The sequence below is a fragment of the Pseudomonas sp. JBR1 genome, from assembly GCF_028198185.1.
Lineage (GTDB): Bacteria > Pseudomonadota > Gammaproteobacteria > Pseudomonadales > Pseudomonadaceae > Chryseomonas > Chryseomonas oryzihabitans_E.
This window is the reverse complement of sequence record NZ_CP116340.1, coordinates 2,915,930-2,929,317: the sequence shown is the minus strand read 5'-3', so window position 1 is coordinate 2,929,317 and position 13,388 is coordinate 2,915,930. Positions and strand designations below refer to the sequence as shown.

Sequence of the window (13,388 nt, the reverse complement as noted above, 5' to 3'; positions counted from 1 at the left end):
GACGTGGCCTCGTTTCTGGTGCCGGGCACCTGGCGGTCTGGCCGGGTGCGCTGGCGGGCCCTCACCCCGGCCCTCTCCCAGAGGGAGAGGGGGAGGAGCGGAGCGGTGGTGGTGCGGGTATTTCCTGTTGGCTGCGGAACGCCTTTTGCCCTCACCCCAACCCTCTCCCAAGGAGAGAGGGGGTAAGAGCGGGGTGCCACCTTTCAGGCTTCGCTCCCCTCTCCCTCGGGGAGAGGGGCCGGGGGTGAGGGCTGGCCGTTACTTGCCGCTCTTCACCGGTTCGTCGGACTTCTTGTCATTGCCGGGAATGTAGGGGCTCCAGGGCTGGGCGCGGACCGGGCCTTCGGTCTGCCAGACGACGTTGAACTGACCGTCGTCCTGGACCTCGCCGATCATCACCGGCTTGTGCAGGTGGTGGTTCTTCTCGTCCATCTTCACCGTGTAGCCGTCCGGCGCGGCGAAGGTCTGGCCGGCCATGGCCTTGCGGACCTTGTCGACGTCGGTGCTGCCGGCCTTTTCCACGGCCTGGGCCCACATGTGGATGCCGATGTAGGTGGCTTCCATGGGGTCGTTGGTCACGGCGGTCTGGTAGTTGGGCAGGTTCTTGGCCTTGGCGTAGGCCTTCCAGGCGTCGACGAATTTCTTGTTCACCGGGTTATCCAGCGACTCGAAGTAGTTCCAGGCGGCCAGCTGGCCGACCAGTGGCTTGGTGTCGATGCCGCGCAGTTCTTCCTCGCCCACCGAGAAGGCCACCACGGGTACGTCGGTGGCCTTCAGGCCCTGGTTACCCAGTTCCTTGTAGAAGGGCACGTTGGAGTCGCCGTTGATGGTGGAGACCACCGCGGTCTTGCCGCCCGCGGCGAACTTCTTGATGTTGGCGACGATGGTCTGGTAATCGCTGTGGCCGAAGGGGGTGTAGACCTCCTCGATATCCTTGTCCTGCACGCCCTTGCTGTGCAGGAAGGATCTGAGAATCTTGTTGGTGGTGCGCGGATAGACGTAGTCGGTGCCCAGCAGGAAGAAGCGCTTGGCCGCGCCACCTTCTTCACTCATCAGGTATTCCACCGCCGGGATGGCCTGCTGGTTCGGCGCCGCGCCGGTGTAGAAGACGTTGGGCGACATCTCTTCGCCTTCGTACTGCACCGGGTAGAACAGCAGGCCGTTGAGTTCCTCGTAGACCGGCAGCACCGACTTGCGCGAGACCGAGGTCCAGCAGCCGAAGGTGACCGCGACCTTGTCCTGGGTCATCAGCTGGCGCGCCTTCTCGGCGAACAGCGGCCAGTTGGAGGCCGGATCCACCACCACGGGTTCCAGCTTCTTGCCCAGCACGCCGCCCTTGGCGTTGATCTCGTCGATGGTCATCAGCGCCATGTCCTTGAGCGAGGTCTCGGAGATGGCCATGGTGCCGGACAGCGAATGCAGGATGCCGACCTTGATGGTGTCCGCGGCGTGGGCGGCGCTCCAGGGGAACAGGCCGCTCATGAGCAGGGCGGAGGCGGCAAGGGTGGTCTTCAGTAGGGGGCGGCGCTTCATGCGAAAGGCTCCTAAGCGAACGTGCGCTGTTGTTGGGCTGGGCTGCTGGCCCGCCAGGGCGCTTTTCAGGAACTGTGCCAGGCCTCGGCAAGGCGCATGGCGACTGGCCTCTTGCCTGCAGCCCAGGCGTTTGTGACCAGTTGCCCTGCACCAGCCTGGGGCTGGGCAGTGCCCTCTGCCGGCGCCTTTGCACGATGCTGGTGCCCTCGTTTGCCGTTGCCTTTTGCGCAACATGAAAGTCCGAATGCCGTATTGGTGGTGATGCCTGGCGCCTCCCATACTCGATCGCCAAGGGCCGGCCACCGGGGCGGTCACACCCATTCGAAGAAGAGGAACAAGGCATGGGCAGGCAGGTCGGGGTCATCGGACTCGGCAACATGGGCGGCAACATGGCGATCACCCTGGCGCGCAAGGGCGTGGCCGTCACCGGCCTGGATCCCTCCAGCGCCGCCTGCGAGCGGGTCGCTGCCCAGGGCGTGGCCATCGCTGGCGATCTGGCGGCCCTGGCCGCCGGCAGCGACGTCATCGTGCTGTCGCTGCCCAAGGCCGAGCACGTCGAGGCCGTGTGCCTGGGCGAGGCGGGCCTGGTCAGCCGCGTGCGGCCGGGCACCGTGGTGGTCGACACCACCACCTCCACCCCGGAGACCAGCCGCCGGGTAGCGGCGGCCTTCGCCGAGGTCGGCGCCGATTTCCTCGATGCCCCTGTCTCCGGCGGCCCCGCCGGGGCCGCGGCCGGCACCATGACCATGGTCATCGGCGGTAGCGAGGCAGCCCTGGCCAAGGCATTGCCGGCGCTGGAAGCCATGAGCGCGACCCGGGTGCACATCGGCGCCGTGGGCGCCGGCAACATCGCCAAGATCGCCAACAACCTGCTGGCCGCGGCGCACCTGATCACCACCGCCGAGGCGGTGACCATGGCCGCCCGTGCCGGCGTCGCCCCGGAAAAGCTGCTCGAAGGCATCAATGCCGGTTCCGGGCGCAGCGCCGCCAGCCAGGGCATGTTCCCCACCTGGGTGCTGAACAAGGCCTACGACTCCGGCTTCACCATGGGCCTGATGCGCAAGGACGTGGGCCTGGCCCAGCAGCTCATCGCCGAGCTCGGCCTCGACCTGCCGCTGGCCGCGGCCACGGCCCAGGCCTGGAAGGCCAGCGCCGAGACCCTGGCCGATGGCGAGGATTTCTGCGCCATCGCGCGACGCACCAGCGAAGACCTGTTCGGCAAGGAGGAATGATCATGATGAACGCCAAGACACTGGAATTGCTCAAGCCCTTCTGGGGCGACCGCCAGCAGGTCGCCAGCTACGTGGACGGCGCCTTCGTCGATGGCAGCGGCGAGCGGATCACCGTGCGCAGCGCCCATGACGACAGCCCGGCCTACAGCTACCCCGATGCCGACCTGGCGGTGGTCGAGCGCGCCGATGCCGCCGCCCGCCGGGCACGCGAGGAGTGGCGCGCCCTGACCGCCCAGGCGCGCGGTCGCATCATCTACAAGGTTGGCGCCCTGGTCCGCGAGGAGGCCGAGGTCCTGGCGCAGCTGGAATCGCTGACCGCCAACAAACCGATCCGTGATGCCCGCGTCGAGGTGCTCAAGGTCGCCGAGATGTTCGAGTACTACGCCGGCTGGGCTGACAAGCTGCACGGCGAGGTCATCCCGGTGCCCACCAGCCACCTCAACTACGTGACCTACGAACCCCTGGGCACGGTGCTGCAGATCACCCCCTGGAACGCACCCATCTTTACCGGTGGCTGGCAGATCGCCCCGGCCATCACCGCCGGCAACGCGGTGATCCTCAAGCCTTCCGAGCTGACTCCGGTGACATCGCTGCTGCTGGGCGTGCTGGTGGAACGCGCCGGTGCGCCCAAGGGCCTGGTCAACGTGCTCGCCGGCCAGGGCCATACCGTCGGCCAGCAGGTGATCGCCCATGCCGACATCCGCAAGGTGGTCTTTGTCGGTTCGCCGGCCACCGGCCGGCACATCGCCGCTGCCGCGGCCCAGCGCTGCATCCCGGTGGTGCTGGAGCTGGGCGGCAAGTCGGCCAACATCGTCTTCGAGGACGCCGACCTGGACCTGGCCGTGCGCGGCGCCCAGGCGGCGATCTTTTCCGGCGCCGGCCAGAGTTGCGTCTCCGGTTCGCGGCTGCTGGTGCAGGAGTCCATCTACGAGCGCTTCATCCAGGCGGTGGCCCGCGCCGCCAGCCAGTTCAAGGTCGGCGATCCGAGCGATCCCGAGACGCAGATCGGCCCGATCCACAACGCCAAGCAGTTCGCCCACGTCAGGAACATGGTGGAAGGTGCCCTCGGTGAGGGCGCACGGCTGGTGGCCAATGGCGTCGAGCCGTTGCCGGCCGGGATGGGCTACTACGTCAATCCCACGGTACTGGCTGGCCACAATGGCCTGAGTTGCGCCCAGGAAGAGATCTTCGGGCCGGTGGTGGTGGCTATCCCGTTCAAGGACGAGGCCGATGCCATCCGCATCGCCAACGACAGCCGCTTCGGCCTGGCCGGGGCGGTCTGGACCCGCGATGTCGGTCGTGCCCACCGGGTGGCGCGCGGCGTGCGCGCCGGTACCTTCTGGGTCAACGGCTACAAGACCATCCACGTCAGCTCGCCTTTCGGCGGCTACGGCGAGAGCGGCTACGGTCGCTCCTCGGGACTCGACGCCCTGCGCGAATACAGCGAAGTGAAGAGCGTTTGGGTGGAAACCGCCGCGGTGCCCGCCGCCGGCTTCGGCTATGGCGCCAGCCTGGAGTAACAGATGACTATCCATCAAGCCTTGTTGGACGACGCCCGCAGCTGGCGTCGCGATTTCCACGCCCATCCCGAGCTGGGTTTCGCCGAGCACCGCACCGCGGCGCGGGTGGCCGAGTTGCTGGAGGGCTTCGGCCTGGAGGTTCATCGCGGCCTCGGTGGCACCGGCGTGGTCGGGGTACTGCGTCACGGCGAGGGCCCCAGCCTGGGGTTGCGTGCCGACATGGACGCCCTGCCGATGCAGGAGGTGGGGGACGTCCTCCACCGTTCCACCGCCGTCGGGCGCATGCACGCCTGCGGCCATGACGGCCATACCGCCATCCTGCTGGCCACGGCGCGCCATCTGAGTGAGCACCGCGACTTCCGCGGCACCCTCTATTTCGTCTTCCAGCCCGCCGAGGAAAATCTCGGCGGCGCGCAAAAGATGATCGAGGACGGCCTGTTCGAGCGCTTCCCCATGGACGCTATCTACGGTCTGCACAACTGGCCGGGATTGCCGGCCGGCCAGGTGGTGGTCAATCCGGGCGCCATGATGGCCTCGCTGGACACCTTCGCCATCACCCTCACCGGCAAGGGCTGCCACGCGGCCATGCCCGAGCGCGGGCGTGATCCCATCGTCGCCGCGGCGGACCTGATCCTGCAACTGCAGACCATCGTCGCCCGGCGGATCTCGCCGCTGGCCGCCGCGGTAGTCAGCGTGACCATGATGGAGGCAGGGGAGGCCATCAATGTCATCCCCGAGGTGGCGCGGCTCAGGGGCACGGTGCGCTGCCTGGATGGCGCGGTACGTGCCGAGGTTGAGCGGCTGATCGGCGAGATCGTCGCTCAGGCGCCGCTGGCCCAGGGCGTGCGCGGCGAGCTGGAGTTCACCCGCGGCTATCCGGTGACCGAGAACCATCCCGAGCATGCGGCGCGGGTGCGTCAGGCGGCGGTGACAGCCTTTGGCGCCGAGCGGGTCAGTGACGGCGTGCCACCGTCCATGGCCTCCGAGGATTTCGCCTTCATGCTGGCGGCGCGTCCGGGAGCCTATCTCTGGCTGGGTGTCGATGGTGAGCAACCCTCGGCACCGCTGCACAATCCGGCCTACGACTTCAACGACGCCATCATCGAACCAGCCGTGCGGCTGTGGGCGGAGCTGGTACGCCAGGAACTGCCCGCCTGATTAGTCTTCAGCGTTTGGTCAAAGCCTAAAGCCTTGCGAGCAAGAGCCAAACAAGGCCTGGGCGGCCCCGCGAAGAGGCCTGAGGAAGCGGATCGGACTCGCGGGCGAGTTCACAAGTGGTAAATGAGCATTCCGAAGGCATCTTCAACGCAGTTTGGCCGACGCGCAGCTGGCTTTGAGCCGACGCTCAGCGAAAGGCGGTCATCCGCTGCACCATGGCCGTGCGCAACTCGTCCGCGGCGCGGCTGAGCTTGCGCCCCAGGCGGGTGACCAGCTCGACATGGGCGCGGGCGAAGCCCGGATCGGCCAGGGGCAGGGCGCGCAAGGCGCCGCTGTCCAGCTCCTGGGTAGCGGCGAACAGCGGCAAGAGGGTCACGCCGCCCTGCTGGGCATAGTGCTTGAGCAGGGCGAAGGTGTTGCAGGTCAGGGTCGGTGCCAGGCGCTGGCCGGCGGCCTGCTCCACGGCGTCGAGCATCTGGCGGATGCCGTAGGAGATGTCCGGCACGGCCAGGCGATGCTCGCCCAGCGCTGCCAGGGTCACAGGGCCCTGGGTCGCGGCCAGCGGATGCTCGGGCGCCACCATTGCATAGAGCGGCTGCTCGCGACTGCCATGTACGCGCAGGTGCGGATCGCGCGGCGGATTGAACACCAGCCCCAGTTGCGCCTCGTCTTCCATTACCTGGCGGATCACCTCGTTGGTACCCACCACATTGACCCTGACCTCGATCTCCGGATGCCGCGCGGAAAAGTCGCCCAGGCTGCGCGACAGGTCGCCGATGAAGCCTTCGCCGATGGCCAGCACCACACGGCCGGTGCGCAGTCCCTGGAGATCGGAGATGGCGTCCCTCAGGCCGTCGAGCTGGGTCTGGCGCTGGCGGAAATAGTCCAGCACCAGGCGCCCGGCCTCGGTTGGGGTGATGCCGCGACGGTGTCTTTCGATGAGGTCGACGCCCAGCTCCGCCTCGACCTGGGCGATCTGCCGGCTGACCGCGGACGGGGCGATATCCAGGGCGTCAGCCGCAGCGCGCACGCTGCCCAGGCGCACCGCCTCGACGAAATAATGCAAGCGCTGTTCGTGAATTCCACGCATCCGTGTGTTCTCTTAAAGGCAACGGAAAAGGCCATTTCCAGTATTGGAGAGAGAACAGGCCGCTGTCCATACTCGGGCCAAGACCACGGCCGCCCGGCCTGGCCGAGGCCCTCGACGCAGAGCCCCGGAACGATGGAAAACCTTACGCGAGACAGTGTCAGCGCGTGGCGTTCACTCTCCGGTAAGTTCTGCTCAGAACCTTTGCCAGAGCCCCAGAACGACCGGGTCCTGCTCCCTAGCGGAGCCCTTTTCTGCCCAGCGGGCCTCTCTGCTCGCGACTGCCAACCATACCAACAACCGAGCCCGCGAGCGGGCCGCAGGGGGAAGAATGAGCGCCAATCCGACGCTGGCCGTGGGCCAGGACCGAGCCGTCAGCAATACCGTCAGACTCTACATCTGGGCAGCGCTGGTGCTGCTGATCGCCGAGCTGATCGGCTCCCTCACCATACCGCTGGGGCCGGGCAAGGTGGTGCTGCTGCCGATGATCTGGGCGCTCTTGCTGGGTGCGGCGGTGGGGCAGGTCGGCAAGCGCATGCCGCTGGGTCTGGGTATCGACCGCGGCGCCCAGGTGCGCTCGGCGGCCATTCTGCAATACGCCTTGCTGGTGTTCATTGCCAAGCTCGGCCTGGTGGTGGGTGGCTCGCTGCCCACGGTGATCGCCGCCGGCTGGGCACTCGCCTTCCAGGAGCTGGGGCATTTCGTCGGCACCATCCTGCTCGGCCTGCCGGTGGCCCTGCTGCTGGGCATCAAGCGCGAGGCCATCGGTGCCACCTTCTCGGTGGGGCGCGAACCGAGCCTGGCGATCATCAGCGAACGCTATGGCATGGACTCCCCGGAAGGCCGCGGCGTGCTCGCCGAGTACCTGACCGGCACCCTGTTCGGCGCGGTGTTCATGGCCATCGTGGCCGGTTTCATCGCCAGCCTGAACATCTTCCACCCCTATTCCCTGGCCATGGGCGCCGGCCTGGGCTCGGGCAGCATCATGGCCGCCGCGGCCGGTGCCATCGCCGCCCAGCAGACCGCCGAGGTGGCCAAGGAGGTCATGGCCCTGGCCGCCGCCGCCAACCTCATCACCCTGACCCTGGGCACCTACTTCACCCTGTTCATCTCCCTGCCGCTGGCGATCTGGGGCTACCGGGTGATGGAGCCGCGCATTGGCCGTACCACCAAGGCCTCCTTCCAGCAGAGTTCGGTGGATGCCGCCGTGGTGGACGAACCCGTGGAACTGGGCTGGTCGGCACGCTTCAGCGCCTGGCTGGCCTCGGGTGCCCTGGCGCTGCTGGCGACCCTGGTGATGAGCAAGACCCTGCCACCGGCTGCTTTCCTGGGCGTCGCGGTGATGATCCTGGCGGCCTTCGTCGGCGAACTGCTCTGCCAGCTGTTTCGCCGCAAGGTGCCGGCGGTGTGCTGGGTATCGCTGGTGGCCATGTTCCTGACCTCGCCCTGGTGCCCGCTGGCGCCGCAGATCACCGCCGCCCACAACGCGGTCGGCATCATGGCGCTGATCACCCCCATGCTGGCCTTCGCCGGCCTGTCCATCGCCAAGGACATCCCGGCCTTCCGGCGCCTCGGCTGGCGCATCGTGGTGGTTTCGCTGATCGCCAGCTTTGGCACCTTCATCGGCGCGGCCTTCATCGCCGAAGTGTTTCACTGATTCTCTCCGCGCGCACCGGGTCCCCGGTGCGCCGCTTCCCGCTGCCGTATCGCTCCGCCGCTTCCCGCATTTCGTGTCGCAGCTCCCAGCCTTGAGTCCTGGCGGCCCGGTGTCGTCCGTGGGCGATCACCGGCGCTTGAGCTGTGCCCGGAGTTGCAGTATCTATGATGGAAAATTAACAAAAACCGTTAATTTAATAACATCAAGAAGACGGAGGCGCGCTCGGCATGGGCAAAATCGCGGTCATCGGCAGCAACATGGTCGACCTCATCACCTACATCGAGCGGCTACCCGTGCAGGGCGAGACGCTGGAAGCGCCAGACTTCGCCCTCGGCTGTGGCGGCAAGGGCGCCAACCAGGCGGTCGCCGCGGCCAAGCTGGGTAGCGAGGTGCTGATGGTGACCAAGGTCGGCGACGATCTCTTCGCCGACAACACCCTGGCCAACTTCCGCCGCTTCGGCATCGATACCCGTCACGTGACCCGCGCGCCGGGTCGCTCCAGCGGGGTGGCGCCGATCTTCGTCCAGCCCGACTCGCACAACAGCATCCTCATCGTGAAGGGCGCCAACGCCGCCCTCGCTCCAGCCGACATCCAGGCGGCGGAAGCCGATCTGCGCGACTGCGCGCTGATCGTGCTGCAGCTGGAGATCGCGTTGGAGACGGTCTATGCGGCCATCGACTGCGGCAGGCGGCTGGGTATCCCCGTGCTGCTCAATCCGGCCCCCGCGGTGGCCGACCTGAGCGCCGAGTACCTCGCCCGGCTGGATTATTTCGTCCCCAACGAGACCGAGCTAGCCCTGGTGAGCGGCTTGCCGGTACGGGATCGCGAGAGCGCCTTCGCCGCGGCACGGGTGCTGGCCGGTCGCGGCATCCGCCATGTGGTGGTCACCCTCGGTGCCCAGGGCGCGCTGTACGTGGGCGAGGAGGGCGAGTTCAGCCTGCCCGGCCAGACGGTGGCGGCCATCGACACCACTGGCGCCGGCGATGCCTTCATCGGCTGCTTCGCCCATGGCCGCGTCCAGGGCCTCGGCCTCCGGGACGCCATGCAGCGGGCCGTGGCCTATTCGGCGCTGTCGGTCACCGGACGCGGTACCCAGACCTCCTATCCCGAGGCTGCGGTCTTCGCCGACTACCTCACTTCCCTGGATCTCTGACGCAAGGTCGGCGATCCCTCACCCTGGCATCCCTACGGAGAACAACAATGAGCCAGTCACCCCTGCGGCCCAGCGCCGACGGCTATTACCTGAACCGCACGCCCTGGTTCGCCTTCATCCTGCTGTGCTGCATCTTCGCCCTCTGGGCGGCGGCGGCGAGCATGAACGACGTGCTCATCGCCCACTTCAAGAAGGCCTTCCTGCTCAGTGATTTCCAGACCGCCTTCGTCCAGTCGGCCTTCTATCTCGGCTATTTCTTCCTGGCCCTGCCGGCTGCGCTGATGGTGCGGCGCTTCAGCTACAAGACGACCATCCTCTTCGGCCTGTTCCTCTACATGGTCGGCTGCCTGCTGTTCTTTCCGGCCGCGTCCATGGCCAAGTACGGCATGTTCCTGCTGGCGCTGTTCGTGATCGCCGCGGGACTGTCCTTCCTGGAGACCGCCTGCAACACCTACTCGACCCTGCTGGGGCCGCGCGAGACTGGCACCCGCCGGTTGAACATCTCCCAGACCTTTCACCCCTTCGGCGCCATGACCGGCGTCTACGTGGGCAGCTTCGTGATGTTCAAGGACGGCGACGCCAGCCAGGCGCAGCTGCTGCAGATGAATCCCGCCGAGGCCGCCGCCCAGCAGCTGCAGATGATCCAGGCCACCCTGACGCCCTACCAGTGGATGATCGGCGTGCTGGTGCTGATCTTCGTGCTGATCGCCTGTACCCGCTATCCGGCCTGCAAGGGCAACGATGCCGTGCGTAGCGAGCGCGACGGTATCGCCGCCAGCCTCGGGCGGCTGAGGCGCAATCCACGCTTCGTCTTTGGCGTGCTGGCGCAGTTCCTCTATGTCGGCGCGCAGGTCGGCGTCTGGAGCTTTACCATCCGCCTGGCCATGCAGCTCGGCGGCATGAACGAACGCAGTGCCTCCTGGTTCCTGCTCACCACCTTCGCCGCCTATTTCGTCGGCAAGCTGATCGCCAACCTGCTGATGCGCCGCTGGCATCCGGCCAAGGTGCTGGGCGTCTACGGCGTGCTGTGCATCGCCCTGCTGGCCTACACCATCCTGGTGCCCAACATCACCGCGGTGTACGCCGCCGTGGGCGTGAGCATCTTCCTCGGCCCTTGCTGGCCGACCATCTATGGCCTGACCGTCGACGGCATCGGCCGCGATACCGAATTCGGCGGTTCGCTGCTGGTGATGAGCATCGTCGGCGGCGGGGTGATCCCGATCTTCCAGGGCCTGCTGTCGGACTACACCGGCGGCAACATGCAGCTGGCCTATTCGGTGCCCCTGCTGTGCTTCACGGTGATCGTCGCCTACGCCCTCTATTGCCTGCGTCATCCGGCCAGCGAGCGGCTGCCGGTGGGCGCTGCCCAGACTGCCTGAGGAGGGCACCGCCATGTCCGTACGCCTGCCCCTGCAGCCTGAGCAATTCACCGCGTGCGAGCGCACCCTGCTCGCCAGCGACGCCTTCCAGGTGCGCGCCTGGACCTATCCTTCCGGGGTCCGCGCCCTGGCCCTGGAGAATCGCCGCGGCCGGCTGGTCGTGCTGCCCTATCAGGGACAGATGGTCTGGGATGCCACCTTCGACGGCTGCCGCCTGACCATGCCCGGGCTGTTCGATCAGCCGCGGCCGACCCGGCGGATCATCGAGACCTATGGCTGCTTCATGTTCCACGCCGGGGTGCTGCGCAACGGCTGCCCGGCGCCGGAGGACAGCCACGAGCTGCACGGCGAACTGCCCTGCGCGCCGCTGGACGAGGCCTGGCTGGAGCTGGGCCGGGACGCGGCGGGTGACTTCCTGCGCCTGGGCGGGCGCCATGACTACGCCATGGGCTTTGGCGATCGCTATCGCGCCCAACCCAGCGTGACCCTGAGGCCGGACACCGCCGTGTTCGAACTGGGCCTGGAGGTGGAAAACCAGGCCGGCCAGCCCATGGACCTCATGTACATGGCGCACATGAACTACGCCTACGTACCCGGCGGCCGCTTCCATGAGCCGCTGGGCGTGGCCCGCACCCGGGTACGCACCAGCGTGCCGGCTCATGTGCGGCCGACCGCCGATTGGCAGGCCTTCATCGCCGAGCTGGCCGAAGATTCGGAACGCCTGCGGGTGCTGGATGCGCCTGAGCGCTACCAGCCGGAAATCGTCAGCTTCATCGATGCGCCGGGCACCGACGCGGCAGGGGAGGCGCACTTCCTGCTGGAGCATCCGGGCGGCGCGGCCTTCTACACGGCCTATCGCCCAGAGAGCTTGCCCCATGCCACGCGCTGGGTGCTGCACAACCCCGATCAGCAGGTGGCGGCCTTCGTGCTGCCGGCGACCTGCGAGCCGGAGGGCTATCTGGCCGAGACCGCCAAGGGCCAGGTGCAGCAGCTGCAACCGGGTGAACGGCGGGCCTTCAGCGTGCGCACCGGCTACCTCGCCGCCGCCGAACGCGAGGCGCTGCTGACGCGCCTGGCCGACCCAACGCGGATCAGGTGAGCAGTTGCGCGCCGTTCGCCTCGATCCGTTCGCGATAGCTGCGCGGGATGCGCCCGTCGCTGACCACCCCGTCGAAGTCGCTGAGCGCCGCGAAATGCGCGGCGCGCACCACGTCGAACTTGGTATGGTCGACCAGCAGCAGCCGCTGCTGGGCCTGGCGCAGGACCTTCTGCTTGACCTCGACCTCGTTGAAGTTGAAGCAGGTGACGCCGAAGTCCGCGCTCACCCCGGCCGCCGAAACGAAGGCATGGGTGAGGCGGACGCCATCGAGCACTCCGGTCTCCAGGCGACTCTCGAAGATCTGATTCTTGCGCTGGAAGGTCCCGCCGCACACCACCAGGGTGCAGTTGACCTTCTGCTGCAGCTTGAGCAGCACATTGAGCGAGTGGCAGACGGCGGTGAATTCCAGGTCATCGGGAATGAAGTCCACCACGAAGGGCGTGGTGGTCCCGCAATCGAGGAAGATGGTATCGCCGGCGCGGATCTGGGCCGCGGCCAGCCGACCGATGCGGCGCTTTTCCTCGACCTGGCGCAGGTCCTGTTCCACCACCTGGTAGCCGGGCGCCTCGCTGCCGCCGACATCGCGGGTGACATGACCGCCGAGCAGCCGCAGCCCGTCCGGCGGGAGCCGCAGGTCGCGGCGCAGGGTCATTTCCGAGACACCCAGCAGCTGGGCCATCTCGCGCAGGTGAATGGCGTGCTGGTCCTGCAACGCCTGGTGCATCAGCTTGAGCCGAGCGGCTTTCTTGCTATCCATGAGAGGTGCTACGGGAGTCCGACAAGACGTACAGGCCACACGAACAAAGAATTCTGATCCGATCATACGCTACCCGTGCCTGAGGAGGCCCCATGCAGCTTGAACCCGGCGAACTCGCCAAGACCATCGACCACACCCTGCTCGCCGCCGATGCCCGCCGCGCCCAGATCGAGCGCCTGTGCCAGGAGGCGCGCACCCACGGTTTCTATTCGGTGTGCGTGAATTCCGCCCAGGTCCCCCACGCCGCGGCGCAACTGGCCGGCAGTGCGGTCAAGGTCTGCGCGGTGGTGGGCTTTCCGCTCGGCGCCGGGCTGAGCGCGGCCAAGGCCTTCGAAGCCGAGCGGGCCATCGCCGCCGGGGCGGGGGAGATCGACATGGTGCTCAACATCGGCTGGCTCAAGGATGGCCTGCTGGAAGAGGTCTCCGCCGACATCGCCGCGGTCCAGGCGGCCTGCGGCGCGGTACCGCTCAAGGTGATCCTGGAGACCGGTCTGCTCGACGAGACCCAGAAGCGTCAGGCCTGCCGGATCTGTCGCGATCTCGGGGTCGCCTTCGTCAAGACCTCGACCGGTTTCGGCCACGGTGGGGCGACCCTCGACGACGTGCGGCTGATGCGCGAGGAGGTGGGTCCGGACATGGGCGTGAAGGCCTCCGGCGGCGTCCGCGACCGGGCCACCGCCCAGGCCATGCTGGAGGCCGGCGCGACCCGTCTGGGGACCAGTTCGGGCGTGGCCATCGTCAGTGGGGGTGAGGGTGGGGCCGGGTATTAGGGCAGGACGCCTGTAGGTTGGGTTGAGCGCAGCGAAGCCCAA

At 67.5% G+C, this 13,388-nt stretch carries 11 protein-coding genes; 8 read left to right on the top strand and 3 right to left on the bottom strand.

All coding sequences use genetic code 11. The annotated features are described in order from the left end of the window. Positions 1-258: 258 nt before the first annotated feature. Entirely contained in the window at positions 259-1,533 is a 1,275-nt protein-coding gene (urtA, locus tag PJ259_RS13525) for an urea ABC transporter substrate-binding protein (protein WP_271653194.1), read from the bottom strand. A 341-nt stretch (positions 1,534-1,874) separates the two neighbouring features. On the opposite strand from urtA, the gene PJ259_RS13520 reads away from it, so the two are divergent. Genes PJ259_RS13520 through PJ259_RS13510 form a run of 3 tightly spaced genes read left to right on the top strand, consistent with a single transcriptional unit; the run spans position 1,875 to position 5,443 of the window. Continuing rightward, positions 1,875-2,765 carry an NAD(P)-dependent oxidoreductase gene (locus PJ259_RS13520; RefSeq protein ID WP_271653193.1) on the top strand — a complete coding sequence of 297 codons (891 nt, stop codon included), beginning with the start codon at positions 1,875-1,877 and terminating at the stop codon, positions 2,763-2,765. Positions 2,766-2,767: 2 nt separating this feature from the next. Beyond that, positions 2,768-4,285, top strand: coding sequence for an aldehyde dehydrogenase family protein (locus PJ259_RS13515; protein ID WP_271653192.1), 1,518 nt, complete (start codon positions 2,768-2,770; stop codon positions 4,283-4,285). Positions 4,286-4,288: 3 nt separating this feature from the next. Beyond that, the gene (locus PJ259_RS13510; protein WP_271653191.1) at positions 4,289-5,443 is read left to right on the top strand and encodes a M20 aminoacylase family protein; all 1,155 of its coding nucleotides are present in this window, start codon (positions 4,289-4,291) and stop codon (positions 5,441-5,443) included. A gap of 187 nt (positions 5,444-5,630) precedes the next feature. Here PJ259_RS13510 and PJ259_RS13505 read toward each other — a convergent pair whose 3' ends face one another. Next, on the bottom strand, positions 5,631-6,533 hold the full coding sequence (locus tag PJ259_RS13505; RefSeq protein ID WP_271653190.1) for a LysR family transcriptional regulator: 903 nt from the start codon (positions 6,531-6,533) through the stop codon (positions 5,631-5,633). 328 nt (positions 6,534-6,861) lie between these two features. Here PJ259_RS13505 and PJ259_RS13500 point away from each other — a divergent pair, with 328 nt between their 5' ends. The 4 genes from PJ259_RS13500 to PJ259_RS13485 all read left to right on the top strand — a co-directional run bounded on the left by PJ259_RS13500 (position 6,862) and on the right by PJ259_RS13485 (position 11,819). After that, entirely contained in the window at positions 6,862-8,187 is a 1,326-nt protein-coding gene (locus PJ259_RS13500; RefSeq protein ID WP_271653189.1) for a DUF3100 domain-containing protein, read from the top strand. 227 nt (positions 8,188-8,414) lie between these two features. Then, entirely contained in the window at positions 8,415-9,341 is a 927-nt protein-coding gene (gene rbsK, locus PJ259_RS13495; protein ID WP_271653188.1) for a ribokinase, read from the top strand. Between the two features lie 47 nt (positions 9,342-9,388). Beyond that, positions 9,389-10,720 carry an L-fucose:H+ symporter permease gene (gene fucP / locus PJ259_RS13490; protein WP_271653187.1) on the top strand — a complete coding sequence of 444 codons (1,332 nt, stop codon included), beginning with the start codon at positions 9,389-9,391 and terminating at the stop codon, positions 10,718-10,720. A 13-nt stretch (positions 10,721-10,733) separates the two neighbouring features. Beyond that, complete coding sequence (locus PJ259_RS13485) at positions 10,734-11,819, top strand: aldose 1-epimerase family protein (protein WP_271653186.1); 1,086 nt, start codon at positions 10,734-10,736, stop codon at positions 11,817-11,819. Here PJ259_RS13485 and deoR read toward each other — a convergent pair. Further along, complete coding sequence (deoR, locus tag PJ259_RS13480; RefSeq protein WP_059316362.1) at positions 11,812-12,576, bottom strand: DNA-binding transcriptional repressor DeoR; 765 nt, start codon at positions 12,574-12,576, stop codon at positions 11,812-11,814. The two genes, PJ259_RS13485 and deoR, sit on opposite strands and share 8 nt — an antisense overlap. A gap of 92 nt (positions 12,577-12,668) precedes the next feature. Here deoR and deoC point away from each other — a divergent pair, with 92 nt between their 5' ends. Next, positions 12,669-13,346, top strand: a complete 678-nt coding sequence (deoC, locus tag PJ259_RS13475) for a deoxyribose-phosphate aldolase (RefSeq protein WP_271653185.1) — start codon at positions 12,669-12,671, stop codon at positions 13,344-13,346. Positions 13,347-13,388: the final 42 nt, after the last annotated feature.